Raw genomic sequence first — 23537 nt, 5'->3', positions numbered from 1 at the left:
GTGTCACTTGGAGATCCCGAAGACGGCACCCGGAGCGTGGACGGTTCCGGAAATGACTTGAACTACCGTGTCGCCGGGGGCAGTTGGGGTACTCGGAGGGCGCGTGTCCGGAGTTTCACCACCCTCCGCACCACCCTTCGCACGCCCCTGCGCGGGCTCGACAGCGCCGGGACCGGGCGCCCGCCCGTCGTGTCCGGGAACCCGGATCCATATCCGCCCCGCGTACTCCTTCTCCTCGATCCGCACCTCGCGGAACTCCTGCGCCCGGATCGTCGTGTACGCCTCCCGGATCACGTCGTTGAAGACGGTCGAGGAGACCGCGAGGGCCATGCAGGCGTCCGGGGCCGCGTCCAGGGCCGAGCGCAGCGCGGCGCTGTCCAGCATCCGGCCGATCTCGACCGGGGCCCGCCCCTCGAAGCCGTTGGCGGCCGGCGTGGCCGTACCGAAGTGCACGGCCACCCGCAGCCGCAGCCACGCCTCGCGCACCCGGCCGTGGTTGAACTCCCGCAGGCCCGCGTCCAGATGGCGCATGAACGTGTCGACGAGGTGCGGCTCGGAGGCGCCCTCCGGCAGCACGGCGAGCACCGAGTCGCCGCCGACCTGCGTCTCCCAGCGTTCCCTCTCCAGCCCGGACGCGCCGGCCGACTCCGTCAGCAACTTCTGGATGGCCTCCTGCAACTGCCGCTGCGTCACGACGTCGACGCGGCCGTACCCCTTGGCGTCGACCGCCAGCAGCAGCCTGCGACGGAAGGTACCCATGCTCGAACTCCCCGTTCTTTCAGTGGAGTCACACCCTGGGACGTACGTCTCCGGGGACTCCGTGGCACACCGGCGCCCGCTCCCCCGAACCATGCGGACGCCGGTACGCCAGTGGTACACGTCGCGCCCGGGGGGAAACCCCGTCTAAATACGGGATGCGGAAGGGTGCGAAACATACAGCCGGCCACGGAAGTGACGGGCGGGTTCCGGTGCGCGGGGGCGAGAACAAGTCACCCGCGATCCCGCAGAAATGCCGGATCTCCGCGCACGGAGCGGCTCCTAATGGGGAGCGGGAGCCGATCACCGACCGCAGGAGGCCGTATGCCGACCACCGGAGGCCGTATGCCGTCCACCGGAGCCGACCGGGACAGCCGTCCGGCGCGGTACATGTTCACCGCGCTGCAGACCACCCACCAGCACGCGGACGCCAAGGCCGGTGTCCTGGCCGCCGTCCAGGCGGCCCTGGTCGGCACCGCGCCCTGGTGGAGCGGGCCCGCCCTGCACGCCGTACGGGACGGCGGAGCGCCGGGGGTGCTCGCGGGTGTGCTGCTCGCGCTGTTCCTGGGCGCGCTGTTCGCCGGCGCGGGCTTCCTCGCCGCCGCCCTGCGCCCCCGGGTGCTGCGCCCCGGGGGTGCCAACCGCTACAGCTTCGTCCACCTGGCGACCGGCCCGGACATCCTGCCGCCCGTCGGCCCGCCGGGTGACGGCGAGGAGGCCGATGTGGCGCGGGAACGGCTGGAGTTGTCCAGAACCGTTCGTTTCCTGGCCCGGGTGGCGGTGAGCAAGTACCGCCGGCTGACCGGGGCGGTGGTGTGCACGGCGGTGATGGGGGTCAGTGCCGGGCTGCTGGTGGTGGTGCGGCCGCTGCTGTCGTAGCCGGCCGCTGCTGCCGTAGCCGCCCGCTACTCCTCGGGAGCGAGGTCCGCGATCCGTCTGAGCCGGGGCAGGTCGCGGATGACCGTCGATCCGTAGCCGGTCTCCAGCAGCCCCTCCTCGCGCAGTTCGCGCAGCCCCTTGTGCACCGTCGTCTCGGCGGCCCCGGTGAGCGCGGCCAGCTCGGGCTGGGTCAGCCGGCAGCCCAGGACCACGCCACCGCCCACCGGGTGCCCGTAGGTCGTCGCCAGTTCCACCAGCAGCCGGGCCAGCCGCACCTTGACCGGATAGCCGCGGAAGTCCAGGCGCCGGCGGTTGGCCCAGCGCAGCCGGTCGGCGACGATCCCGGTGAGCACGATCGCCACGTCCGGGCGCCGCATCAGCAGGGCCCGCAGGACGCCCGGCTGGAGCACCCGCGCGGTCATGGGTCCGCACGCCGTCACCGTGGCCGAGCGGGGCGCCCCGTCCATGGCCGCCATCTCGCCCACCGTGTCACCGCCCACCCGCACCGCGAGCAGCGACGCCTCCCCGTTCTCCACGCGCGCCGTCACCTTGGCGAAGCCGGACAGCAACAGCAGGACGTGCCGGTCGTGCGCGCCCTCGCTCAGCAGCACCTGCCCCGCCTCGAACCGGGTCTCCACGCCCAGGGCGAGCAGCTCCTGCCGGGCCCGGGGCGGCAGCCTCCCCAGCAGACTGCGCGTGGGCCACTCCGCGGAGCTGGGGCTGGGGCTGGGGCTGTACGGCGGCATCGGCACGGTGGTTCCCCCCGACCTGTCGGTGACCCCACCGATCCTGCCCGCCCGTCCGGCCCCGCGCCATGGGGTTAGGCTCGCGCTCATGACGACTGCGAAGAACAACGGCACCTCTCCCCTCGACGTCGAGATCGGCGCGCTGAACGGCGGCTCCGCCTCGCTCGCCCAGTACGCGGGCCGGGCCGTGCTCGTCGTGAACGTGGCCTCCAAGTGCGGGCTGACCCCGCAGTACGCCGGTCTCGAGCGGCTGCACGAGCGGTACGCGGAGCAGGGCTTCACCGTGCTCGGCGTGCCCTGCAACCAGTTCCTCGGGCAGGAGCCGGGCAGCGCGGAGGAGATCGCCGAGTTCTGTTCGGCGACGTACGGCGTGACCTTCCCGATGACCGAGAAGGTCGAGGTCAACGGGGACGGGCGGCACGCCCTGTACGAGCGGCTGACCGGGTTCGCCGACGCCGAGGGGCACAGCGGGGACATCCGCTGGAACTTCGAGAAGTTCCTGATCGGGCGGGACGGCGAGGTCGTCGCCCGGTTCTCGCCGCAGACCGAGCCGGAGTCGGCGGAGGTCGTGGCGGCGGTGGAGAAGGCGATCGGTTGACCGTTGACCTTGCCCCTGGGGCAGGGGTGAGCGTGTCCGTCGCCGGGCGGAGAGGCCGTCCGGCGACGGAGGATGTCGGCGTGGACGAGGAACTGATCGGCATCGGGGCGTTCGCGGCGCGGGCGCGGCTGTCGGCGAAGGCGCTGCGGCTGTACGACCGGCTGGGGCTGCTGGCCCCGGCACGGGTCGACGCGGCCACCGGCTACCGGTTCTACCGGCCCGGCCAGGTGGAACGCGCCCGCCTTGTGGCGCTGTTGCGGCAGCTCGACATGCCGCTCGCCCGGATCGCCGAGGTCGTCGACGCGGACGACGGCACGACGGCCGCCGAACGGCTCACCGCCTACTGGGCGGACGTCGAGGCGCGGCACGCCGGGCAGCGGACGCTCGCGGCATACCTCCGTGGACGGTTGTCGGGGAGGAGCTCCGAGATGTACGGGAAGTTCGTGGTCGAGACGGTGGACGTGCCGGCGCAGGTGCTGATCACCGAGGTGCGGCACGTGCTGGCGGAGGAGTTGCCGGCGTGGATCGGGGCCTCGCTGGGCCGGCTGGAGGAGGCGGCCCGGGAGTGCGGGGGCGCTACCGGGGCGCCGTTCGTGGCGTACCACTCCGAGGTGTCCATGGAGAGCGACGGCCCCGCGGAGGCGTGCGTGCCGGTCGCCGACGAGGCGGCGGCACGGGCCTGGGCGGGGCGGAGCGGCCGGGCCCGGGGGACGGCGGTGCGGGTGGAGCCGGCGCTGCGGCTGGCCCGCACCCGGATCACCAAGGCGCAGGTGGCGCATCCGCAGATCCTGGCCGCCTTCGAGGCGGTCGAGGAGTGGATGAAGGCGGAGGGGCTGACGCCGACGGGCCCCTGCCGGGAGGTGTACTTCGCCGACTGGGACGCCGCGGGCCCGGGGGACCCGGTGTGTGACGTGGCCTTCCCGATGACCTTCCCGGTGGCCTCTCCGGTGTCCTTCCCGGTGGCCCGTACGACGGGCTGAGCCGAGAGGGCACGGGCCGAGCCCTCTCGGCTAGGACGGCGAACTGGTCGAGAGGGCCCTGTCGGTGGTGCTCGTGCCGGTCCGGTGTCGCCCGGTGGCCGGTCGCCGGACCGGTCAGCTCTTGACCGAGGCCACGAAGGCGCTCCACGCGTCCGCGGGGAAGGCCAGCTTCGGACCCTCGGGGACCTTGGTGTCCCCGAGTTCCAGCGCCGCCTCGGTGGTCGACCTGACCATCACGCACGCGCCGTTGTTGTTGGTGTAGGAGGACGTCGTCCACGTTTCCGTGGCGCCCAGACGAATTGACATGTTCGCTCCGTAGCCAGATGCTGAGTCGCTGTCACCCGCCTGTGTGTTCCGACGTGAACCCACAGAACGGATTTCGCCAACCCTCGCTGGTGGTTGGCGTGATCGACGCTACTCGCCAACATCTTCTTTCGGAGCAGTCGTTCACTCGACCGGGTGGCATATACCAGGTGATACTTCCAACCCGGCATGTCAGCGGTGTATCATCCCGCCGCCTCCCGGTCGGTGCTCAGCGCGCGTACTCCTTCGCGAGGCGCTCGACGCGCTGCCGGGACGCCTCCACGTTCAACGACTGGGCCCGCAGGTGCTCGTACATCACCGTGTACTTCTGCACGTCGTGCGGCTTCTCCAGGTACAGGTCGCTGGTGACGCCCTCGATGTAGACGACGCTGGAGTCGGCCGCGTCGGCGAACTCCAGGATCGAGTACTGCCCGTTGATACCGGCGTGCGCGCCGACCTCGAACGGCAGCACCTGCACGGTGATGTGCGGCTGCTGGGACAACTCCATGACGTGCTCCAGTTGTTCCCGCATCACCTGCCGGCTCCCGACGACCCTGTGCAGCGACGCCTCGTCCAGCACCACCCACAGCCGCAGCGGGTCCTTCTCTGCGGTGATCCGGCTCTGCCGGCGCAGCCGCACCTCGACCCGCTTGTCGTTGTCCTGCTCGGACGACTCCGGTGAACCGCCCTGCACGATCGCCTCGGCGTACGCGCGGGTCTGCAACAGACCGGTGATGATCTGCGGTTCGTAGACCCGGAGCGACTCCGCGTCCGTCTCCAGACCGATGTAGACGCTGTACGGGATGTCGCCGAAGGCGTGCCACCAGCCCTGCTGGCGCGAGTCCTTGGCCATCTGCATCAGCGACTCGACGATCCGCTGGTCCTCCACCTCGTAGACCCCGCACAGATCGCGGACGTCACGCTGGCTGATGCTGCGCCTGCCGTTCTCCAGGCGGCTGATCTTCGACTGCGACACCAGCAGTCGCTCCGCCACCTCCTCGGCGGTCATGCCCTTGACCTCGCGGAGCCGGCGCAGCTCCTGGCCCAGCCGGCGCCGCCTGACGGTGGGATTGACATTGGACGCCACGGGACGTGCACCTCCGGCTGCGTGCCTCGTACTTGCCACTTTGCGTGTCTGCTGATGAGCAGACTGCCACCAAGGTGCTTCCTGCCGCTGGGAAACGGCGGATATACGACGGGTACACGCCACTTCACGGTGTGGTGGCGGGTGTTGGCGCGTGCCGAAGCCGGTCGCGGGTGCGCCGAGCGGGGCGGAAGAGAACCCGTGCGTTCTCCTTCGCCCCGCTCGGACCGCGGCTCCCGTGACCGGGTCTGTCGGCCGTGGATCCGTCGGCCGTGCCGTTGCCTGTGCCGTTGAGCCCTGGGGCCGTACGGGCTCAGTGGGCCGCGGCGCGTGCCATGGATCCGTGGTGCGGTTGCGCCGGAACGCCTCGGGCGGGTTCCGGTGCGCCCCGGCCGCCGGCGGGGGCCTGCCGGCCCGCCGGGGCGGAGTTGCGGCGCGGCTGGGCCGCCACGCCGTTCTGGACGTCCATCACGGCGTGCGCGACGAGTCCGCCCATCGGGTCGTGCCGGATCAGATCCCGCAACCGGGAACGCGAGGAGCGTCCCTCGTTCCCCGGGTACAGGTGCTTGCCGAGGCCGACCGCGTGCGCCAGTGCGGCGAGCGCCGCGGTCCGCGGGTCCGGCGGGACGCCGGTGCGGATCGCGGAGTCCAGCCGGGTTCTGATCTCCCGGCTGATCTCGGTGTCCGTCGCCTGGTAGCGAGTCGTCGGCAGCACCCCGCACATCTGTCCGGCCACGGCGTGCACCATGCCGCACCGCTCCAGATGCGAGAGATAGGTCTGGCGCAGCCCGAGACGCGGCCCGCCGATCCAGTGGACCGCCCGTACCGGAGCGCCGCGCCTTCGCAGCAACTCCAACGCGCAGTCCAGTGTTGGGTCTCCAGTCGGCCGTGGCACCACCACGGCGATACGATCCCCGTCTGGGGCTATCCGTCCGGCCAGCGCCAGCTCCACTAGCTGCGCTCCGGCCAGACCGAGGTCGAGCGACTGCGGCTGTGCAGTGGTACCCGTGGTCGGGTCCAATGCCAGCAGCAGAAGCTCCTCCGGAAGTGTTCTGCGGCTCCTGCCCATCCATGCCTCCCCGCGTGGATGAATGACAGGGTGACCCCTCTCACATTGGTCTGTCGAGGGTGCGTGACCGGTTCGTAGTGGAACCAGTGGCTATGTCGTTCTCGTCTACCACGTGGGGGAAGTCCGCACACAGGACACTGGTACATGGTTCGGACAGCGCTGCGGAGTGCTGTCGCGGGCGGGCGGTTCACGGTTCGGTTGGCGCACGCGGGGCGTGCGGCACATGGAGGAGGCATCGGTGGCGGGCGAGTCCCCCGACAGGTCGAAGCAGCGCGAGTCGTCGGCAGAACCGACGTCGGGGAGCGCGGATCCGGTTCCCGAGAAGCGGGATCCCCGGCTGGCGGTGAGCCGCGAGGCCGAGCCCTCGGAGAGCCGCGGAAGCATCGACACGGCCACCCGCGTGCTGTCGACGCCCTCCGGCGCGGGCGAGGAGTCCGGCCGTCTGCGCGAGGCGGTGGCCGCGTGGGTCCGCTCGGCGGACCCGGACGAATCCGAGGGCGGCGCCGAGGGCGCCACCACCGACACCGAGAACAGCTCGGACCGGACGGCTGCCGCCGGGGACCGCGAGGACACCTCCGAGGCCGGTACGACCACGAGCACCACCAGTGACCAGGGCGAGCGCGAGGCTGAGCCGGGGTCCGGCCACACGGACGACGCGAGCGGTGAGGCCGAGAACGCCTCCGAGCGGACGGCCACCGTCGGGGACCGGAAGAACACCCCCGAGGCCGGTACGACCACGAGCACCATCGCCGACCAGGGCGAGCGCGAGACGGAGCCGGGGTCCGGCCACACGGACGACGCGAGCGGTGAGGCCGAGGACACCCCCGAGCGGACGGCCGCCACCACGAAGTCGAAGGGTGGGGCCGAGGACGCGGCAGACGTCTCCCACGGCCAGGACGGGTCCGAGGCGCCCCGCGCCGGGGACGAGCCCGAGAGCGCCGCGCACGCCGCCGCCGGGACCGGCACGGGCGCGCCGAAGCCCACGGTCGACGTCTCCCGCGGCCAGGACGGGTCCGAGAGCTCCGGGACGGACGCTGACGCGCCCAGGGCCGCGGGTGACGCGCCCCGCGCCGAGAAGAAGCCCGAGGACGCCGGGACGGACACGGACGCTCCCGAGGCCGTCGCCTTCGCGGGCGACGAGGACGGGTCCGAGGGCACCGGAAAGGGCGCGGACGGGTCCGAGGGCACCGCGCAGGACGTGCCGGGCGCCGGTGCGGCGAAGGCCGCCGCCCTCGCGGGCCCGGGCGAGGGGGAGCCCGAGGCGGGTTCGTCCCGGGGTGGTGACGGGAAGCCGGTCGCGGGGGCCCAGGGGGCCACCGAGGACGACCGGCACGGCGAGGACGAGCCCGGGGGCGGGCCGTCGGCGGCTGACGCCGCCGAGGACGGGCGGCCGAAGGCCGAGGGGCCCGTCGATCAGCCCACCGCCGTGTTCCGGACCGGGCGGCCCTCCGCGCCCGCCGTCGATCAGCCCACCACCATGCTCAAGCTGGGCGCCGCGGTCCGCGAGGCCGCTGCCGAGGCCGAGCGGACCAGCAAGTTCGTCGCGCTCAAGCGGGACGACGACCTCGGTGGGCACAAGCCGCCCGCCGCTCCCGCCGCCCCCGCCGGGGCCACCTCCTCCCTCCCGCAGGTCGGTCCCGAGCGGACCACCCAGCAGCCGCTGCCGCCCAGGCCGCCGCTGGACCTGCTGGCCGAGCTGACCAACACCCCGCCGCCGCCGCAGACCCCGCTGCGGACGGCCGTGCGGCGGGTCAAGATCTGGGCGCCGCTGGTCGTGCTCCTCGCGATCGTCTTTGCGATCGTGCAGACCGTACGCCCGCTGCCGACTCCCACCCTGGTGCTCACCGCGGAGAACACCCACACCTTCGACGGCGACCAGGTGAAGCTGCCCTGGCCGGACGAGGGCCAGGGCTGGATGAGTGGCGACGGCATCGGCACGATGGACCACTTCGGCGAGCAGAAGCCGGTCGCCATCGGCTCCGTCGCCAAGACCATGACGGCGTACATCATCCTGCGCGAGCACCCGCTGAAGCCCGGTGAGGAAGGCCCGAAGATCGAGGTCGACGCGAAGGCGGAGGAGGAGGGCGGCTACGACAAGGACGGCGAGTCCACGCTCAACACCGTCAAGGCCGGCGACTTCCTCACCGAGAAGCAGGCGCTGTCGGCCGTCATGGTCCCCTCCGCGAACAACATCGCGCGTCTGCTGGCGCGTTGGGACGCGGGCTCCGAGGAGGCGTTCGTCGAGAAGATGAACGACACCGCCAAGGAGCTCGGGATGACCAACACGACGTACACCGACCCCTCGGGGCTGAAGGCGACCACCGTCTCCACCGCCGAGGACCAGACGAAGCTCGGCGTCGCGGCCATGAGGATCCCGGCCATGGTGGCCATCACCAGCGCGGCCAGCTGGACGGACCCGACCGGGAAGTACTGGACCAACTACAACGAGCTGCCCTACACCATGGGCGCGATCGGCATCAAGACCGGCTCCACCACCAAGGCCGGCGGCAACCTGCTCTTCGCCGGCCGCAAGGAGGTGGACGGTCAGACGGTCATCGTCGTCGGCGCGATCCTCGGCCAGCACAAGGGCCCGTCGATCCTGAAGACGGTCAACGAGGTCAGCAAGCCCGCGCTGCGCGCCGCCCAGGAGGCGCTGACCTCGGCGAAGATCCTGAAGAAGGGCGACGTCGTCGGGTACGTGGACGACGGTCTCGGCGGCCGTACGCCCGTCACCGTCACCGAGGACGTCAAGGCCGTCGGCTGGGCGGGGCTGTCGGTGAAGCTGACGTTCACCGGGGACGACCTGCCGCACACCGCGAAGACCGGCACGAAGGTGGGCACGCTCACCGTCGGCGACGGATCGGGCGGTGCCGTCAAGGTGCCGGTCGCCCTGCAGGAGGACCTCGCGGAGCCCGGCTTCACGGACAAGCTGACGCGTCTCTCCTGACCCGGAGACGTACGAGCCAGGCGGCCGACGCCCACCCGGGCGACGGCCGCCTGGCTGCGTGCTAGCGTCACGAAACGGGCAAGGAACAGGCAAGGAACGGGACACGGGGAGTGCCTTCAGGTGGCCACAGCGGAGCCGACACGCGCCGACGACGCCGATCCGGACCCGGAATCCGGCCCGCGAATACCGCTGACCGGGACACAGCGGACACCCGAGGGCACTGACGACACCCCAGGCGCCCCCAGCACCCCCGGCGCGCTCATGACCGCCGTCCTCGCCGTGCGCACCCGCATGCTGCGGCACCCGGCGCTCTCCGTCACCATTCTCGCCGGCCTGCTGCACATCGCCTGGTTCTTCACGTTCGCCAACAGCGGCGGCGACCTCGCCGCGCAGGACGCGTGGGCCGAGTTCGTCGGCCGGCACCCGGACTCCGCGTACAACCTCGCCTGGTACGGCGGTATGCACCCGGTGTCGTACAGCGTGGTGTCGCCGTACCTGATGTCGGTCCTCGGGGTGCGGACCACGATGATGATCGCGGGCACGGTGTCGGCGGGCCTGCTGACGCTGGTGCTGATGCGCAGCCTCCCCCACTCCCGGCTTCGCTCGAGCGGGGGGACCCCCATGGTGCGCAACCCCCTGTGGGCCGCGCTCGCGGGTGTGTTCGCGCTGCTGTGCAACGCGGCCTCGGGGCGGGTGACGTACGGGCTCGGCACGATGTTCGCGCTCGGCGCGGTCGCCGTCGTCTTCTGCTGGCCCCACCGGTGGCGCTACAAGCGCTGGGCGAAGGCCCTGTGCGCGGCCCCGCTGGCGGCGCTGGCGACGATGGCCTCGCCGGTCGCGGGACTGTTCGTGGGCCTGGTGGCGGTGGCGCTGTTCCTGCAGAAGCGCCGGCCGGGGGCGTGGGCGCTGGGTCTCGCGCCCAGTGCGGTGGTGGCGGTGTCGGCGTGGCTGTTCCCGTTCTCGGGGACCCAGCCGATGGGCATCGGCTCGGTGATCCTGCCGCTGCTGTACTCGGTCCTGGTGTACGTCCTGGTCCCCGCGGAGTGGAAGACCGTACGGATCACGGCCGCGGTGTACGGGCTGGGGATCGTGCTGGTCTGGCTGATCAGTTCGCAGATCGGGTCGAACATGACCCGGCTGGCGATGCTGTTCGGCGGGGTGGTGCTGGTGGCGGCGCTGCCGTTCACGGTGCCGAAGACCCTCAAGTGGTACGCGATCGTCGTCGCCTTCGTCGGCTTCACCGGCTGGATCGGCTTCAAGTCGGTCGACGACGTCGTGCGCACCACACCGCGGGCGTCCTGGGCGCGCGAGCTGGCGCCGCTGCTGAACGAGCTCCAGGAGGTCGGCGCCGAGCGGGGCCGCGTGGAGGTCGTCCCGGCCCGCTCGCACCGTGAGGCGTCCGCCCTCGCCCCGTACGTCAATCTGGCCCGGGGCTGGAACCGGCAGGCCGACATGGAGCGCAACCCGCTCTTCTACGACGACACCCTCAACTCGGCGAACTACCGCGAGTGGCTGAAGCGCTGGGGCGTGCACTTCGTGGTGCTGCCGAAGGACGAGCCGGACGGTGACGGCGGTCAGCGGGAGCGGGAGCTGGTGCAGCGCGGGCTGCCGTATCTGAAGCAGATCTGGGGCGACGCGAACTGGCAGCTCTTCGCGGTGAACGAGCCGACGCCGCTGGCGGAGCCGAACACGGTCGTGGAGCGGGCCGAGCAGGGCGAGTGGACGCTGCGGGTGGAGAAGGCGGGCCGGATCCTGATCCGTGTCCCGTACTCGCCGTGGCTGGGCCTCGTCGACTCCGAGGGCAAGGCGCTGGACCCTCCGCAGGAGACGGAGGAGTCCGAGGACCGCCCGGAGGGCGAGCCGAAGACGTACGAGAACGTCCACGGCTGTCTGATGGAGACGGAGGAGGACGAGAACGGCGACAAGTGGACGACACTGCTCGCGCCTCAGCCGGGGACGTACCGCCTGGCGGCTCCGTACAAGTGGGGGGAGCGGGGCACCACCTGCCCGGACGAGCTGCGTTGATCCCGGAGGTTCCGCCCCTCCGGCCTCGTTCATGATTATGAACGGAGGTCAGCTAGCCGAACATTTTTACTTGCTCTTGACTCGACGGTTTCTTGTCGTGCCCGCGCCACCCCGCCCACGATGAGCGGGCACTTCGCGGCCTTCCTCGTCCCTACCCCGCTCAGGCGAAGTGCCAACCAGCTGAGTGGAGTTCACAAGGCGGACCCTGGAAGGGGGGACATGAACAGTCTCGACTGGGCGGTGCTCATCGGCTACTTCGCCGTGATGGTCGGTATCGGCATCTGGTCCCACAAGCGCGTGGACAACGTCAGCGACTTCTTCACGGCCGGCGGCAAGATGCCCTGGTGGCTCTCCGGCATCTCCCACCACATGTCCGGGTACAGCGCGGTGATGTTCACCGGCTACGCCGGCATCGCGTACACGTACGGCGTGACGTCCTTCGTCACCTGGTCGTTCCCCATCGCCTTCGGCATCGCCATCGGGTCGAAGCTGTTCGCCCCGCGGATCAACCGGCTGCGCTCCCGGCTCCACGTGGCCTCACCGCTGGAGTACCTGAAGAACCGCTACGACCTGAAGACGCAGCAGGCGCTGGCCTGGTCCGGCATGCTGCTGAAGATCGTGGACGTGGGCGCGAAGTGGGCGGCCATCGCCACCCTGCTGTCGGTGTTCACCGGTGTCTCGCTCAACCAGGGCATCCTCATCACCGGCGTCGTCACGGCGATCTACTGCACCATCGGCGGCCTGTGGGCGGACGCGCTGACCGAACTCGGCCAGTTCATCATCCAGCTCCTCGCCGGTGTCGCGATGTTCGTCGCGGTGGTGGCCGAGCTCGGCGACCACGGCGGCTTCTTCGGGGCGTGGGACGAGCCGGAGCTCCAGGGACACGGGGAGCCGCTGGTCGGACCGTACGGCACGATCTTCCTGCTGGCGTTCCTGTTCATCAAGCTGTTCGAGTACAACGGCGGCATGCTCAACCAGGCCCAGCGCTACATGGCCACCCCCAACGCCCGCGAGGCGGAGCGCTCGGCGCGGCTGTCGGCGGTGCTGTGGCTGGTCTGGCCGGTGATCCTGTTCTTCCCGATGTGGATGTCACCGCTGCTGGTGGAGTCCCAGAAGGCGGACGGCTCCGACTCCTACGCCCTGATGACCGAGCAACTGCTGCCGCACGGCCTGCTGGGCCTGGTCATCGTCGGCTTCTTCTCCCACACGATGGCCATGTGCTCCTCGGACGCCAACGCCATCGCGGCCGTCTTCACCCGTGACGTGGCGCCGGTGCTGTCGAAGCGGGCGCGGCTGTGGGGCGACCGGTCGGGTCTGATCGCGGCCCGCGTGACGACGGTGGTCTTCCTCGGCCTGTCCATGGCGGTCGCGACGCAGGTCAACTCGCCGACCTTCAAGGACATCATCACGGTCGTCATCAAGTGGGTGGCCGGGCTGATGGGCCCGATCGCCATCCCGATGATGCTGGGTCTGCTGCGGCCGTTCCGCCGCTCCGGGCCGACGGCGGCGCTCACCAGCTGGGGGCTGGGTCTGCTGGCCTTCTGGCTGGTGAACTACCCGATCCACTGGGCCGTCGACGGTGGGGTGCCGCTGGAGTACCAGGTCTCCATCCCGCTGGCGGTCTCGCTGGTCCTGTACGTCCTGATCGGCTACGTGAAGCCGGAGGACACGCCGGAGCGGATGGCGATCATCGAGCGTGTGAACACGGACGGCGACGACGACTCGGCTGCGGCAGCGGTGCCGTCTCCTGCGCCGGTGCGGGATCAGGCGTAGTTCTCCGCCCCCAGCTCAGGCCCCCCGGGGATACCGCGCCAGCCAGGCCGCCGAAGACCCCGCGGGCCCATGCAGCGCAGCGCCCTGCGTCATCTCCATGGCGAAGTCGTCGGCGAGTTCCAGGATCGTGGGGCGGCCCTCCAGCTCGGCCAGCCAGGCCGGCGGGAGGGCCGTCTCGCCGTGCAGCGCCCCGAGCAGCCCGCCGGTCAGCGCGCCGGCGGCGGCGCTGGGCCCGTCGTGGTTCACGGCCAGGCACAGCCCCTGCCGTACGTCCTCCCCCACCAGCGCGCAGTACACGGCGGCGGCGAGCAGTCCCTCGGCGGTGGCGTTCCCGACCAGCTCCGTGACCCGCCGCGGGGTGGGCATCCCCTGCCGTACTGCGCCCAGCGCGTGCTGGAGCGCGTCCGACACCGGCTGGTGCCCCGGCCGTGCGGCCAGCAGCGCGAGCGCCCGCTGCACCGCCGTGTCCAGGCTCTCGCCCCGGGCCAGCGCGTGCACGATCGCGGCGTACGCGCCCGCCGCGAGGCAGGCGACCGGATGGCCGTGGGTCTGCGCCGCGCACTCCACGGCGAGCTGTGCGACGAGCTGCGGCTCCCAGCCGACGAGCAGCCCGAACGGCGCGGACCTGGCCGCCGCCTCGGGCCCCGCCTCACCGGGGTTCTTGGGCGCCGCCGGCGTCCCCATGGTCTCGTCGCCGAGTCCGAGCAGCAGCGTACGGACGGGCTCCCGGCGTGCGTACAGCCACTCCTCGCGCGCCAGCCAGCCGTCGTCCTTGCGCCGCTCGTCCGGGCCCCAGTCCCGCTGGGTGGTGGCCCAGCGCAGATACGCCCGGTGCAGATCGGTCGGCGGGTGCCAGGCGCCGGTGTCGCGCCGCACCTGGGCGCGGATCAGGCCGTCCACGGAGAAGAGGGTGAGCTGGGTGTGGTGGGTGACGGCACCGCGCCGGCCGTGGGCGGGGGCGAGCTCGGTGAGGCCCTCCGCGCCGTGCGCCTGTCGTATCCCGTCGGCCGTCATTCCGTCCACGGGCGCGCCCAGCGCGTCCCCGAGGGCGACCCCGAGCAGTGTCCCGCGCACCCGGCTGCGGAAGTCCTGCTGCTCGCGCCGCCCCCACACGGGCCCGGCAGTACCGCCCACCCCGACCTCCCGGGACCTCGTCCGTATGTGCGGTGCCAGCACTGTAATCGAACGGGGACGGCCGGTTCAGGGGGCAGATCGGTACGCGGGGTGTGAGGCGTGTGAAGTGAGTGATCGGAAGTGGTCGGACAGGGGGATTTCAGCCGTCGCGGTGTCGTACGACCGCGTCGCGCTGGGTGCGGGCCCAGGTGTAGGAGGGGTCGAGTTCCAGGGCGCGGTCCAGGTCGGCCAGGGCCTCCGTGTGGCGGCCGAGGTTGAAGCGGCTCACGCCCCGGCTCGCGTACGCCGACGCGTACTCGGGGTCAAGGGTGAGTGCGTGGTCGTACGCGGCGAGCGCCTCCTCGTCGCGGCCGGTGGCTCGCAGCGCGTCGCCGCGCTCGCAGTGGGCCCACGGGGAGTCGGGCTGCAGGGCGACGGCCCGGTCGAGGTCGGCGAGCCGGCGTCCGGGGTCGCCCAGAACCCGCCGGACGCGGCCGCGGCGGATGAGGGCCCACGGGTAGTCGGGCCTCAGCTCCAGCGCGCGGTCCAGCGCGGTGAGCGCGGCGGCCGGATCGCCGAGGGCGAGGCGGGTGGCACCGAGGGAGGCCCAGGCGTACGCGTCGGCGGGGTCGAGCGCCACGGCACGCTCCAGATCACCCGCCGCCTGCTCGTGCCGTCCGAGGACACGCCCGTACTCCCCGCGCAGGGCGAGCGCCCCGGCGTCGTCCGGGGCCGACCCGAGCGCCCGGTCCAGGGTGGTGACGGCGGCCTCGTACTCGCCCCGGGCGGCGTGGGAGAGGGCACGGTCGCGGTGGATCCGCGCCATGAGGGCCGGGGGAAGTCCCACGTCCCAGTCGGCGTGTTCGCGGAGCTGTTCCTCGGCCTGCCACGAGGTGTCAGGGCGTTCCACGGCGCCCGGGCCGGGATATCCGTATCCTCCGTGGGGCCGCTCCTCGGTCCGCCGCGAGGTGACGTCGGCCGGTGGTCCCTGAGGGAGGCCGTAGGGTCCGCCGGTCCACGGGGTGGCCGACGGCGCGTGACCGGCGGTGACGAGCAGCTCCTCCAGCACGGCCTGCGTGCCGCCGGCCGCGAGCGCCCGCGACAGCTGCCGCCCCCACGAGGCGATGCCCGCCACGTCGGCGTCCCGGCCGGCGTCCTCCAGGACCCCGACCCACCGTGCCGCGACGGCCTCACCCTGGTCGCACGCCTCCACCAGGTCGTGCAGCACCTCGGACAGCGCCTCCCGGTCCCGGGCGCACAGGCGGTGGTACAGCTCCGCCGTGCGCAGCTCCCACCAGTCCTCGTCGGCCCACGGCCGCCCGGTCTCCCGTCCGGTTTCCGTCTCCTCTCGCCAGCGGCGGAACGCGTCCGCCAGCCGCCGCTGGTCCGCTGCCCAGCCGCGCGGGGAGCGTCCGCGCTGAAGCCGCAGCATCGGGGCGCGCACGACGTCGTGGTAGCGGAGCCGGCCCCCGAGCGGGTCGGCGAACGGCAGGGTGCTCACCCATCCGTACAGCTCGTCGGCCCGTTCCCCGTCGAGGTCGGCCGCCACCCGGAACACGTCCGCGTCCAGCCGGCGGGGCAGTGCGCCCGCGATCGCGGCGGCCCGGCGCACCGGGTCCTGCTCCCCCTTCAGGAACCGTTCCACGGCGGTGGCGCTGGGGTCCCGCACGTCCTCGGGGCCGGCCGGCCGGGAGTCGGCCAGCAGGGAGACGAGGACGGGGAGACCGCCGGTGAGCCGGAGCACCTCGGCGACGACCGGTTCCGCCCTGACGCCCCGGTCCGCGAGCAGTCCGCGAGCCTCCGCCTCCGTGAACGGCCGCAGCGGCAGAGGGGTCACGAAGCCCGGCAGGCCGCCCCAGCGGGCGCTGTCGGCCGGATTCCGGCCGGCCGTGACGACGAGGATCGTGCCGGGGAGGGTCCCGTGACGGTCGCTCGTCATGAGGTCCCACAGCCAGGCGTCGAGGAAGAGCCCCGTGCGCTCGTAGGTGTCGAAGAGCAGGACGATCCACGGTACGTCGGCGGCGGCACCGCGGATCTCGTTCACCAGCACGGGGGTGAGGACGCTCTCCGGGGAGAGGACCAGCTGTACGTCCTCGTAACTGCGGAAGCGCGCGCCGAGGCCGGTGCGCAGACGGTCGGCGCCCTGGGCGAGGTGGGTGGGGTCGAGGACACCGGCGAAGGCGCCCGCGCCCGGGACGAGTCCCAGTCCGGCGAGGCCGGCCCGCGCGACGGCCATGCTGCCGGCGGACGGGCCGCTGTCCGGGCCGGGTTCCAGCGCGGCGAGGGCGGCCAGCTCGGCCTCGTGACGCCGCTCACGGTGGGCGGTCAGCAGCCGTTCCAGGTCCTTGGCCCGGCGGCCCTGCGAGGCGAACTGACGGCAGATCGCCTCCAGCGCCTCCGGGATGCCGGCCGCGCTCTCGTCGACGTACGCCGTCAGTGCCCCGCACTCCCGGGCGATGTGCTCGAACTCCGCGAGCAGCATGGACTTCCCGACGCCGGCGGGGCCGTGCACATGGAACAGGAAGTGACGGCTTCCCGTACCGGGCTCGACCAAGCTCGCCCGGAACAGGTCGCGTTCGGCCGTACGGCCCACGAAGGCGGCACGCCTGCGCTGTCGGACGATCTGCTGCATCGACAGTCGTGCCTGCGCCACGCGTCCGTCCCCTCGTCCGTGTCCCGGCCTGCCTCATTCTGGCTCACGTCAGACGGAATACGGGCCCCGGCAACGGGAATTGAACCGCCATGCCCACCACAACCCCACGCGGCGCACTGCCCCTCACCGCCACCCTCCTCACCGCCTCCGTCGCCCTCTACATGGCGCTGGTCGCCCTCGGCAACATCACGGACTTCGGCACGAACCAGGACTTCGTACGGCACGTCCTCGCGATGGACACCACGTTCAAGGACGACGACCTGATGTGGCGCGCGATCACGAACGAGGGCGTGCAGGACGCCGCGTACGTCGCGATCATCGTCTGGGAGACGGCAGCCGCGCTGGTCCTGGCCTACGGCACCTGGCTCTGGACCCGCTCCGACCACGCGCACGCCCGCCGTGTCTCCACGTACGGCCTGCTGATGGTCATGCTCCTGTTCGGCGCCGGCTTCATGGCGATCGGCGGCGAGTGGTTCGCGATGTGGCAGTCGGAGGACTGGAACGGCCTGGACGCGGCCCTGCGCGTCTTCGTCCTCAGCGGCGTGGTCCTGCTGGTCAACCACCTGCCGGTTCAGCAGGGCGGGCGATCCGGTCACCGCCCCGATTAACTTCGGAACACATTCCGAAGTACCGTCGAGTCGTGTCCACTCCCACGGTTGCCTTTTCCGAGCTCTCGAAGAATTCGAAGCGGGTCGCCGAGACACTCGACCGGACGCAGCGCGTGCACGTCACGCGTCGGGACGGCGAGGACCTCTACCTGACCACCGCCCGCCATGACCAGCAGCGCGAGGAGACGGCGGACATCACCGCCCGTCTCCTGGCCGCCCTCGTGCGCAGTGACGCCGGTGAGCGGGCCATACTGCGCGCGCTGCCGTCGGTCTTCCCGTGGGTCCGCCACTTGAATGCCGAGGAGTCGCAGGAGTTCGTGGCCGAACTCATCAACGCCACGCACGACGCGGCCCAGCTGAACGTCCACGGCAATCTTCATCGCCTCGTCGTCGAATGGCGCGCGACGGCCCGCATCCTCGCCGATCCCGAGCTCACGGCACAGCTCACTCGCCCATGGCCCGACGAGGACCACGGCGAGGTGACGGCACCGTGAGCCCGAAGCGCGGTGATGACGTCGCTCCGCCGCCCATGGACGGTGAATGGCGCCTGCGGTTCGCGAGCAACGAGGCAGCAAAGGGGTGGGGCGAACTGGGCGCGGAGGCTCCGGGCAACACACGCCGCTGCTTCGACGCTCTGCGCCGTGATCCCCTGCCCCGAGCGGACCTCGACCGTCAGCACCCGCTCCGCGGCCGGCTGGCCAGGGCCGTCCTCGGAGGCCGGGAACACCCTCAGTGGGAGTACGAGGTGACAGCGGGCGGCCACGTCCGCTACCTCGTCGACGAGGCGCGCCACACGGTTCATTTCGTGTACGCGTCCACTCGCCACCCGAAGGACACCGAGTAGCCACGCACGTTGTCGCGACCGGTGTTTCGCCCTCCGACGCGGCTACTCGACGACCCGGACCGTCGTGCCCGCCGAGCCGAAGGTCCACAGGGCCTTGCCGTCGGGTTTGGCGATGCGGATGCCGCCCGTCTGCGCGCCCGGTTCGGCGGGCGGGGGCGAGGAGCCGTCGACCGCGTTGGAGAAGGCGACCCAGACGCCGGACTTCTGGGCGAAGTACATGATGTGCTCGACCGGGACGCCGTCGCTGCCGGTGGTGGCCGGGGTGCGCTTGCCGATCGTGTACGTGCCGGGGTCCGGGGCGACCGTGCCCGGCCAGACCGCGAAGGAGCGGCGGGGGGTGTCACTGGCGTCGACCAGCCAGACCCGCTTCTCGCCGAGGGAGTAGACGATCCGGCGGCCGGTGCCCGAGTCGGCCGGGACCGCCGCCGGTTTCTCCTCCTCCGGCTTCGCGGACGGTTTCGCGTCCGCCGTCGCCGACGCGCTCGGCCGGGTCGTGGCGGCGACGGGCTTCGTCCCCTGGTCCGCCTGGACGGCCAGGACCACCACCGCGGCGATCGCCCCCGTGGTCAGCCCGGTCACCCAGGCCCACGAGGGAAGACGGGCAGGCACCGGTACGCATCTCCTCAGCTACGGGTCCCGATCGAAGGCCGCGGGCTCCGGTCCGAAGGCCGCGGGTCCCGATCGAACGCGGGTCGGATCATCCTACTGCCAGTACCCGCGCTTCCCCGGCCCGTCTCAGTCCAGTACCGGCAGCAGTTCCGGGAGGTGTCCGTCCGATGCCTCCGCCGCCCGGCGGCGCTCCTCCGGTACCTCGCCGTAGAGGGTGGTGCGGGGCTTCGCCGGGCGGCCGGCGGCCTCCGCGACCGCGATCAGGTCCTTGACCGACTTGTAGGAACCGTACGACGAACCCGCCATCCGCGAGATCGTCTCCTCCATCAGCGTGCCGCCGAGATCGTTCGCGCCGGAGCGCAGCATCTCCGCCGCGCCCTCCGCGCCCAGTTTCACCCAGCTCGTCTGGATGTTGGGGATGTGCGGGTGGAGCAGCAGGCGGGCCATCGCGGTGACCGCGCGGTTGTCGCGGACCGTCGGTCCGGGGCGGGCGATGCCGGCCAGGTATACGGGGGCGTTGGTGTGCACGAAGGGAAGGGTCACGAACTCCGTGAAGCCGCCGGTTCGTTGCTGGATGCCGGCCAGGGTGCGCAGGTGGCCCAGCCAGTGGCGGGGCTGGTCGACATGGCCGTACATCATCGTCGAGGAGGAGCGGATGCCCAGCTCGTGGGCGGTGGTGACGACCTCGGTCCAGGTCGCCGCCGGGAGTTTGCCCTTGGTCAGGATCCAGCGGACCTCGTCGTCGAGGATCTCGGCGGCCGTGCCGGGGATGGTGTCCAGTCCCGCTTCCTTCGCCGCCGTGAGCCACTCCCGGATGGACAGGCCAGTGCGGGTCGCGCCGTTGACGACCTCCATCGGGGAGAAGGCGTGCACGTGCATGCCGGGGACTCGGGCCTTCACCGCCTTCGCGATGTCGAAGTACGCCGTCCCGGGCAGGTCGGGGTGGATGCCGCCCTGCATGCAGACCTCCACCGCGCCCACGTCCCACGCCTGCTGGGCGCGGTCGGCGACCTGGTCGAGCGAGAGCGTGTAGGCGTCCGCGTCGGTGCGGCGCTGCGCGAAGGCGCAGAAACGGCAGCCGGTGTAACAGACGTTGGTGAAGTTGATGTTGCGGGTGACGATGTACGTCACGTCGTCGCCGACCACCGACTTGCGGACGTCGTCCGCGACCCGGCACAGCGCGTCCAGGGCGGGACCGTCGGCGTGCAGCAGCGCCAGCGCCTCCGCGTCGGTCAGCCTCGTCGGGTCGTCGGCCGCCGTGCGCAGGGCCTCGCGCACATCGGTGTCGATGCGCTCCGGGACCATGCCGGGGGCGGCGGCCTCGCGCAGGGCGTCCCAGTCGCCGTAGACCTCGTCGAAGTCGTCGCGCCGGTCGCCCGTACGCCCCTCGGTGTCGATGGTGCGGTGCAGATCGGTGCGGCCGGTCGCGGTGAACGCCTCGTCCGGTTCCTGCCAGGGCAGCCCCTGCGGGAGGGCGTCGGGGCGCGCCAGACCGGTGGCCGGGTCGGCGAGCGCGGCCACGTGCGGACGCAGCCGCGGATCCAGCCACGGCTCACCACGCCGCACGAACTCCGGGTAGACGCAGAGGCGTTCGCGCAGCTCGAAGCCGGCGGCCCGGGACCTGTCGGCCAGTTCCTCGATCCGCGGCCAGGGGCGCTCGGGGTTGACGTGGTCGATGGTCAGCGGGGAGACCCCGCCCCAGTCGTCGATCCCGGCCCCGATCAGCCGCCCGTACTCGGAGTCGACCAGGTTCGGCGGCGCCTGGAGGCAGGCGGACGGACCGAGGACCAGCCGGGCGACGGCGACCGTGGCGACCAGCTCGTCGAGTTCCGCGTCCGGCATGCCGCGCATCGCGGTGTCCGGCTTGGCGCGGAAGTTCTGGATGATCAGTTCCTGGATGCCGTGGTGGGCGCGGGAGATCTTCCGCAGCGCGAACAGCGACTCCGCGCGCTCCTCGTACGTCTCCCCGATGCCGATGAGGATGCCGGAGGTGAAGGGGACCGAGGAGCGGCCCGCGTCCTCCAGCACCCGCAGCCGTACGGCCGGCTCCTTGTCCGGGGAGCCGTGGTGCGGGCCGCCGGGCTCGGACCACAGACGGGTCGCGGTGGTCTCCAGCATCATGCCCATCGACGGCGCGACCGGCTTGAGCCGCTGGAAGTCGGTCCAGGGCATGACGCCCGGGTTGAGGTGCGGGAGGAGTCCCGTCTCCTCCAGGATCCGGATGGAGATCGCGCGGACGTACGCGATCGTGTCGTCGTACCCGTGCGCGTCGAGCCACTCGCGCGCCTCCGGCCAGCGGTCCTCGGGCTTGTCGCCGAGGGTGATGAGGGCTTCCTTGCAGCCGGCGGCGGCACCCTTGCGGGCGATGTCCAGCACCTCGTCCGGCGACATGAACATCCCGTGCCCGGCCCGGCGCAGCTTGCCGGGCACGGTGACGAACGTGCAGTAGTGGCACTTGTCCCGGCACAGCCGGGTCAGCGGGACGAAGACGCTCTTCGAGTACGTGATGACACCGGGCCGCCCCGCCGCCTCGAGCCCCGCGTCCCGCACCCGGGCGGCCGACGCGGACAGGTCCTCCAGGTGTTCACCGCGTGCCTGGAGCAGGACCGCCGCCTCGGAGACGTCCAGGGAGACGCCGTCCCGGGCGCGTCTGAGGGCGCGCCGCAGGGAGTTCTCGGTGGGGCCGCCGGTTCCGGTGGTCGCGGAAGTCGTCATCCTTTGAGCATACGTTCGGCGTGATCAGGGCCCTTCCCCGTCCACGTCAGGCCTCTTCCCCGCCCACGAATGCCTGGAACGCGTCCAGCGCCCGCAGCACCCCCGCCTCCCCCTCCGGCGGAAGCTGCACCACGACCTCCTCGATGCCCAGCTCCGCGAAGTGGGCCAGCTTGCCCGCGCTGGGACGCACGGCGTACGGCACGACCTGGAGGGCGCCGGGATCGCGGCCCGCGTCGGCCCAGGCGGTACGGAGCGCGGGCAGCGCCTCCGTCAGGCCCCGCCCGCCGATCGGCAGCCAGCCGTCGGCGTACTCACAGATGTTCCCGAACAGCTTCGGCCCCGCCGCCCCGCCGACCAGCGTGCGCGGCCCGACCACCGGACCGCGCGGCTTCCGCACCGGTTTGGGGTGTGCGAAGCTCGCCCGTACGCTCCCGAACTCCCCCTCGTAAGGCGTCGGTTCCTCCGACCACAGCGCCCGCATCAGCCCCATCCGGTCCCGGACCAGCTCACGCCGGGTACGCCACTCCACGCCGTGGTCGGCGGCCTCCTCCACGTTCCAGCCGAAGCCGAGCCCGAGCGTGAACCGGCCCCCGGAGAGGTGATCGAGGGTCGCGACCTGCTTGGCCAGGTCGATCGGGTCGTGCTGCGCGGCGAGCGTGATGCCGGTGCCGAGCCCCAGCCGCTCGGTGACGGCGGCGGCCTGACCGAGCGCGACGAAGGGGTCGAGGGTGCGGCCGTACTCCCTCGGCAGCTCCCCGCCCGCCGGGTACGGGCTGGTCCGCTCGACGGGGATGTGCGTGTGCTCCGGCAGATACAGGCCGGCGAACCCACGCTGCTCCAGCTCACGGGCGAGCCGGACCGGGGTGATCGTCTCGTCGGTGAGGAAGATCGTGACGGCGATGCGCATGAGCGGCCTTTCGTACGCGGACGACTGTCCCATCAATACCCGTGCGGACCCCTCCTGTCCATACCGACCGGTCGGAACCCCCTTGCGGCTCCTCTTTCCTCCGCTCAGTGGAAGGCCAGCCAGCCGATCCCCACGACCGCCGTGACACCGCCGACGGCCAGGTCGGCCGGCCGGTGGCGGTGCAGCGCGAAGCCGAGCAGCGCGGCCGTGATCAGCACGGCGACCGTTCCGATCGCGCCTTTCAGGAGGCCATGGCTGAAACCGAACTCGTTGATGTGCCGGACGACCCAGACGAACCAGGCGAATCTCATGGTCTGCTGCCGATCCCCTTCTTCCGCACGGCAGTTCGCCGCTCCGTACAAAGGTCGCACAGCACCGGCCCCGTCCTCCCGGGCCGCCGGTAGGCTCACAGCACGATGACTTCTCGCGCCGAACGCAAATACCGGGCGGCCACCGCGTTCCAGCGCCGGATCGGGAATCCGGTCCTGCGCCGGATGCCGTTCCAGACCCTGCTGGAGACCACGGGCCGCGTCTCCGGCCTGCCCCGCCGGACCCCGGTGGGCGGGCGTCGGGTCGGCGGCTCGTTCTGGCTGGTGTCGGAGTTCGGCGAGCGGTCGCAGTACGTCCGCAACATCCAGGCGGACCCCCGGGTGCGGGTGCGCGTCCGGGGCCGCTGGCACACCGGCACCGCCCGTCTCCTGCCCGACGACGATCCCCTGGCCCGGCTGCGCACCCTGCCCCGCTTCAACAGCGCCGCCGTGCGGGCCTTCGGGGCGGGGCTGCTGACGGTGCGGGTGGATCTGGACGACTGAGGACGAACTGTGTGGGCCCGGTGACGGCCCGCCGCTCCCCATGTGATCGCCGTCTCGCACGGCTGACGCATCTGCCATGAACAAGGCAAACTGGCGTAGTTGCTCAGGATGCATAG

Annotated in this window: 21 protein-coding genes; 10 read left to right on the top strand and 11 right to left on the bottom strand. The window is 72.0% G+C overall.

Annotated features, from left to right (window positions below; genetic code table 11):
- Positions 1 to 3: 3 nt before the first annotated feature.
- A complete protein-coding gene (locus AMK33_RS21500) occupies positions 4 to 759 on the bottom strand; it encodes a hypothetical protein (protein WP_073934511.1) in 756 nt (251 codons plus the stop codon).
- Positions 760 to 1080: 321 nt separating this feature from the next.
- Here AMK33_RS21500 and AMK33_RS21495 point away from each other — a divergent pair, with 321 nt between their 5' ends.
- Positions 1081 to 1635: a hypothetical protein gene (locus AMK33_RS21495; RefSeq protein ID WP_235618155.1), complete on the top strand. Its 555-nt coding sequence runs from the start codon at positions 1081 to 1083 to the stop codon at positions 1633 to 1635.
- A 26-nt stretch (positions 1636 to 1661) separates the two neighbouring features.
- On the opposite strand, the gene AMK33_RS21490 is transcribed toward AMK33_RS21495, so the two are convergent.
- Positions 1662 to 2381, bottom strand: a complete 720-nt coding sequence (locus tag AMK33_RS21490; RefSeq protein WP_073934510.1) for a Crp/Fnr family transcriptional regulator — start codon at positions 2379 to 2381, stop codon at positions 1662 to 1664.
- Between the two features lie 88 nt (positions 2382 to 2469).
- On the opposite strand from AMK33_RS21490, the gene AMK33_RS21485 reads away from it, so the two are divergent.
- Both AMK33_RS21485 and AMK33_RS21480 read left to right on the top strand, forming a co-directional pair.
- Positions 2470 to 2979, top strand: coding sequence for a glutathione peroxidase (locus tag AMK33_RS21485; protein ID WP_073934509.1), 510 nt, complete (start codon positions 2470 to 2472; stop codon positions 2977 to 2979).
- 80 nt (positions 2980 to 3059) lie between these two features.
- The gene (locus AMK33_RS21480) at positions 3060 to 3959 is read left to right on the top strand and encodes a MerR family transcriptional regulator (RefSeq protein WP_079194919.1); all 900 of its coding nucleotides are present in this window, start codon (positions 3060 to 3062) and stop codon (positions 3957 to 3959) included.
- Between the two features lie 114 nt (positions 3960 to 4073).
- Here the strand turns inward: AMK33_RS21480 and AMK33_RS21475 are convergent, their stop codons facing one another.
- The 3 genes from AMK33_RS21475 to AMK33_RS21465 form a co-directional block, all read right to left on the bottom strand.
- Positions 4074 to 4265 carry a DUF397 domain-containing protein gene (locus tag AMK33_RS21475; protein WP_073934507.1) on the bottom strand — a complete coding sequence of 64 codons (192 nt, stop codon included), beginning with the start codon at positions 4263 to 4265 and terminating at the stop codon, positions 4074 to 4076.
- 226 nt (positions 4266 to 4491) lie between these two features.
- Positions 4492 to 5349 (bottom strand): helix-turn-helix domain-containing protein, encoded by an 858-nt coding sequence (locus tag AMK33_RS21470; RefSeq protein WP_073934506.1) that lies wholly within the window; start codon positions 5347 to 5349, stop codon positions 4492 to 4494.
- Positions 5350 to 5659: 310 nt separating this feature from the next.
- A complete protein-coding gene (locus tag AMK33_RS21465) occupies positions 5660 to 6415 on the bottom strand; it encodes a GOLPH3/VPS74 family protein (RefSeq protein WP_073934505.1) in 756 nt (251 codons plus the stop codon).
- A gap of 238 nt (positions 6416 to 6653) precedes the next feature.
- Here AMK33_RS21465 and AMK33_RS21460 point away from each other — a divergent pair, with 238 nt between their 5' ends.
- The 3 genes from AMK33_RS21460 (at position 6654) to AMK33_RS21450 (ending at position 13160) form a co-directional block, all read left to right on the top strand.
- On the top strand, positions 6654 to 9362 hold the full coding sequence (locus AMK33_RS21460) for a D-alanyl-D-alanine carboxypeptidase (protein ID WP_073934504.1): 2709 nt from the start codon (positions 6654 to 6656) through the stop codon (positions 9360 to 9362).
- A gap of 120 nt (positions 9363 to 9482) precedes the next feature.
- Positions 9483 to 11387, top strand: coding sequence for a hypothetical protein (locus AMK33_RS21455; protein WP_073934503.1), 1905 nt, complete (start codon positions 9483 to 9485; stop codon positions 11385 to 11387).
- Positions 11388 to 11606: 219 nt separating this feature from the next.
- Positions 11607 to 13160: a sodium:solute symporter family protein gene (locus AMK33_RS21450; protein WP_073934502.1), complete on the top strand. Its 1554-nt coding sequence runs from the start codon at positions 11607 to 11609 to the stop codon at positions 13158 to 13160.
- 15 nt (positions 13161 to 13175) lie between these two features.
- Here AMK33_RS21450 and AMK33_RS21445 read toward each other — a convergent pair whose 3' ends face one another.
- Together AMK33_RS21445 and AMK33_RS21440 are read right to left on the bottom strand one after the other, a co-directional pair.
- On the bottom strand, positions 13176 to 14294 hold the full coding sequence (locus tag AMK33_RS21445; protein WP_073934501.1) for an ADP-ribosylglycohydrolase family protein: 1119 nt from the start codon (positions 14292 to 14294) through the stop codon (positions 13176 to 13178).
- 139 nt (positions 14295 to 14433) lie between these two features.
- Positions 14434 to 16905, bottom strand: a complete 2472-nt coding sequence (locus tag AMK33_RS21440) for a tetratricopeptide repeat protein (protein ID WP_073934561.1) — start codon at positions 16903 to 16905, stop codon at positions 14434 to 14436.
- Positions 16906 to 17015: 110 nt separating this feature from the next.
- Between AMK33_RS21440 and AMK33_RS21435 the strand changes: the two genes are divergently transcribed.
- The 3 genes from AMK33_RS21435 to AMK33_RS21425 are packed head-to-tail and all read left to right on the top strand — an operon-like array spanning position 17016 to position 18378.
- Positions 17016 to 17534 carry a DUF2165 domain-containing protein gene (locus AMK33_RS21435; protein WP_073934500.1) on the top strand — a complete coding sequence of 173 codons (519 nt, stop codon included), beginning with the start codon at positions 17016 to 17018 and terminating at the stop codon, positions 17532 to 17534.
- A 32-nt stretch (positions 17535 to 17566) separates the two neighbouring features.
- The gene (locus AMK33_RS21430; protein WP_073934499.1) at positions 17567 to 18028 is read left to right on the top strand and encodes a prevent-host-death family protein; all 462 of its coding nucleotides are present in this window, start codon (positions 17567 to 17569) and stop codon (positions 18026 to 18028) included.
- A complete protein-coding gene (locus AMK33_RS21425; RefSeq protein WP_073934498.1) occupies positions 18025 to 18378 on the top strand; it encodes a hypothetical protein in 354 nt (117 codons plus the stop codon). Before AMK33_RS21430 ends, AMK33_RS21425 begins: the two co-directional genes overlap by 4 nt.
- A gap of 42 nt (positions 18379 to 18420) precedes the next feature.
- On the opposite strand, the gene AMK33_RS21420 is transcribed toward AMK33_RS21425, so the two are convergent.
- The 4 genes from AMK33_RS21420 to AMK33_RS21405 all read right to left on the bottom strand — a co-directional run bounded on the left by AMK33_RS21420 (position 18421) and on the right by AMK33_RS21405 (position 22920).
- Complete coding sequence (locus tag AMK33_RS21420) at positions 18421 to 18987, bottom strand: hypothetical protein (protein ID WP_073934497.1); 567 nt, start codon at positions 18985 to 18987, stop codon at positions 18421 to 18423.
- Positions 18988 to 19113: 126 nt separating this feature from the next.
- Entirely contained in the window at positions 19114 to 21702 is a 2589-nt protein-coding gene (locus AMK33_RS21415) for a bifunctional FO biosynthesis protein CofGH (protein WP_073934496.1), read from the bottom strand.
- Between the two features lie 46 nt (positions 21703 to 21748).
- Positions 21749 to 22609: an LLM class F420-dependent oxidoreductase gene (locus AMK33_RS21410; RefSeq protein ID WP_073934560.1), complete on the bottom strand. Its 861-nt coding sequence runs from the start codon at positions 22607 to 22609 to the stop codon at positions 21749 to 21751.
- 104 nt (positions 22610 to 22713) lie between these two features.
- The gene (locus tag AMK33_RS21405) at positions 22714 to 22920 is read right to left on the bottom strand and encodes a hypothetical protein (protein ID WP_073934495.1); all 207 of its coding nucleotides are present in this window, start codon (positions 22918 to 22920) and stop codon (positions 22714 to 22716) included.
- A 105-nt stretch (positions 22921 to 23025) separates the two neighbouring features.
- Here AMK33_RS21405 and AMK33_RS21400 point away from each other — a divergent pair, with 105 nt between their 5' ends.
- Positions 23026 to 23421 carry a nitroreductase/quinone reductase family protein gene (locus tag AMK33_RS21400; protein WP_073934494.1) on the top strand — a complete coding sequence of 132 codons (396 nt, stop codon included), beginning with the start codon at positions 23026 to 23028 and terminating at the stop codon, positions 23419 to 23421.
- Positions 23422 to 23537 lie beyond the last annotated feature (116 nt).

This window comes from Streptomyces sp. CB02400, assembly GCF_001905725.1.
GTDB classification, from domain to species: domain Bacteria; phylum Actinomycetota; class Actinomycetes; order Streptomycetales; family Streptomycetaceae; genus Streptomyces; species Streptomyces atrovirens.
The sequence above is the reverse complement of the archived record's forward strand: the minus strand, read 5'-3'. Positions and strand labels throughout refer to the sequence as shown.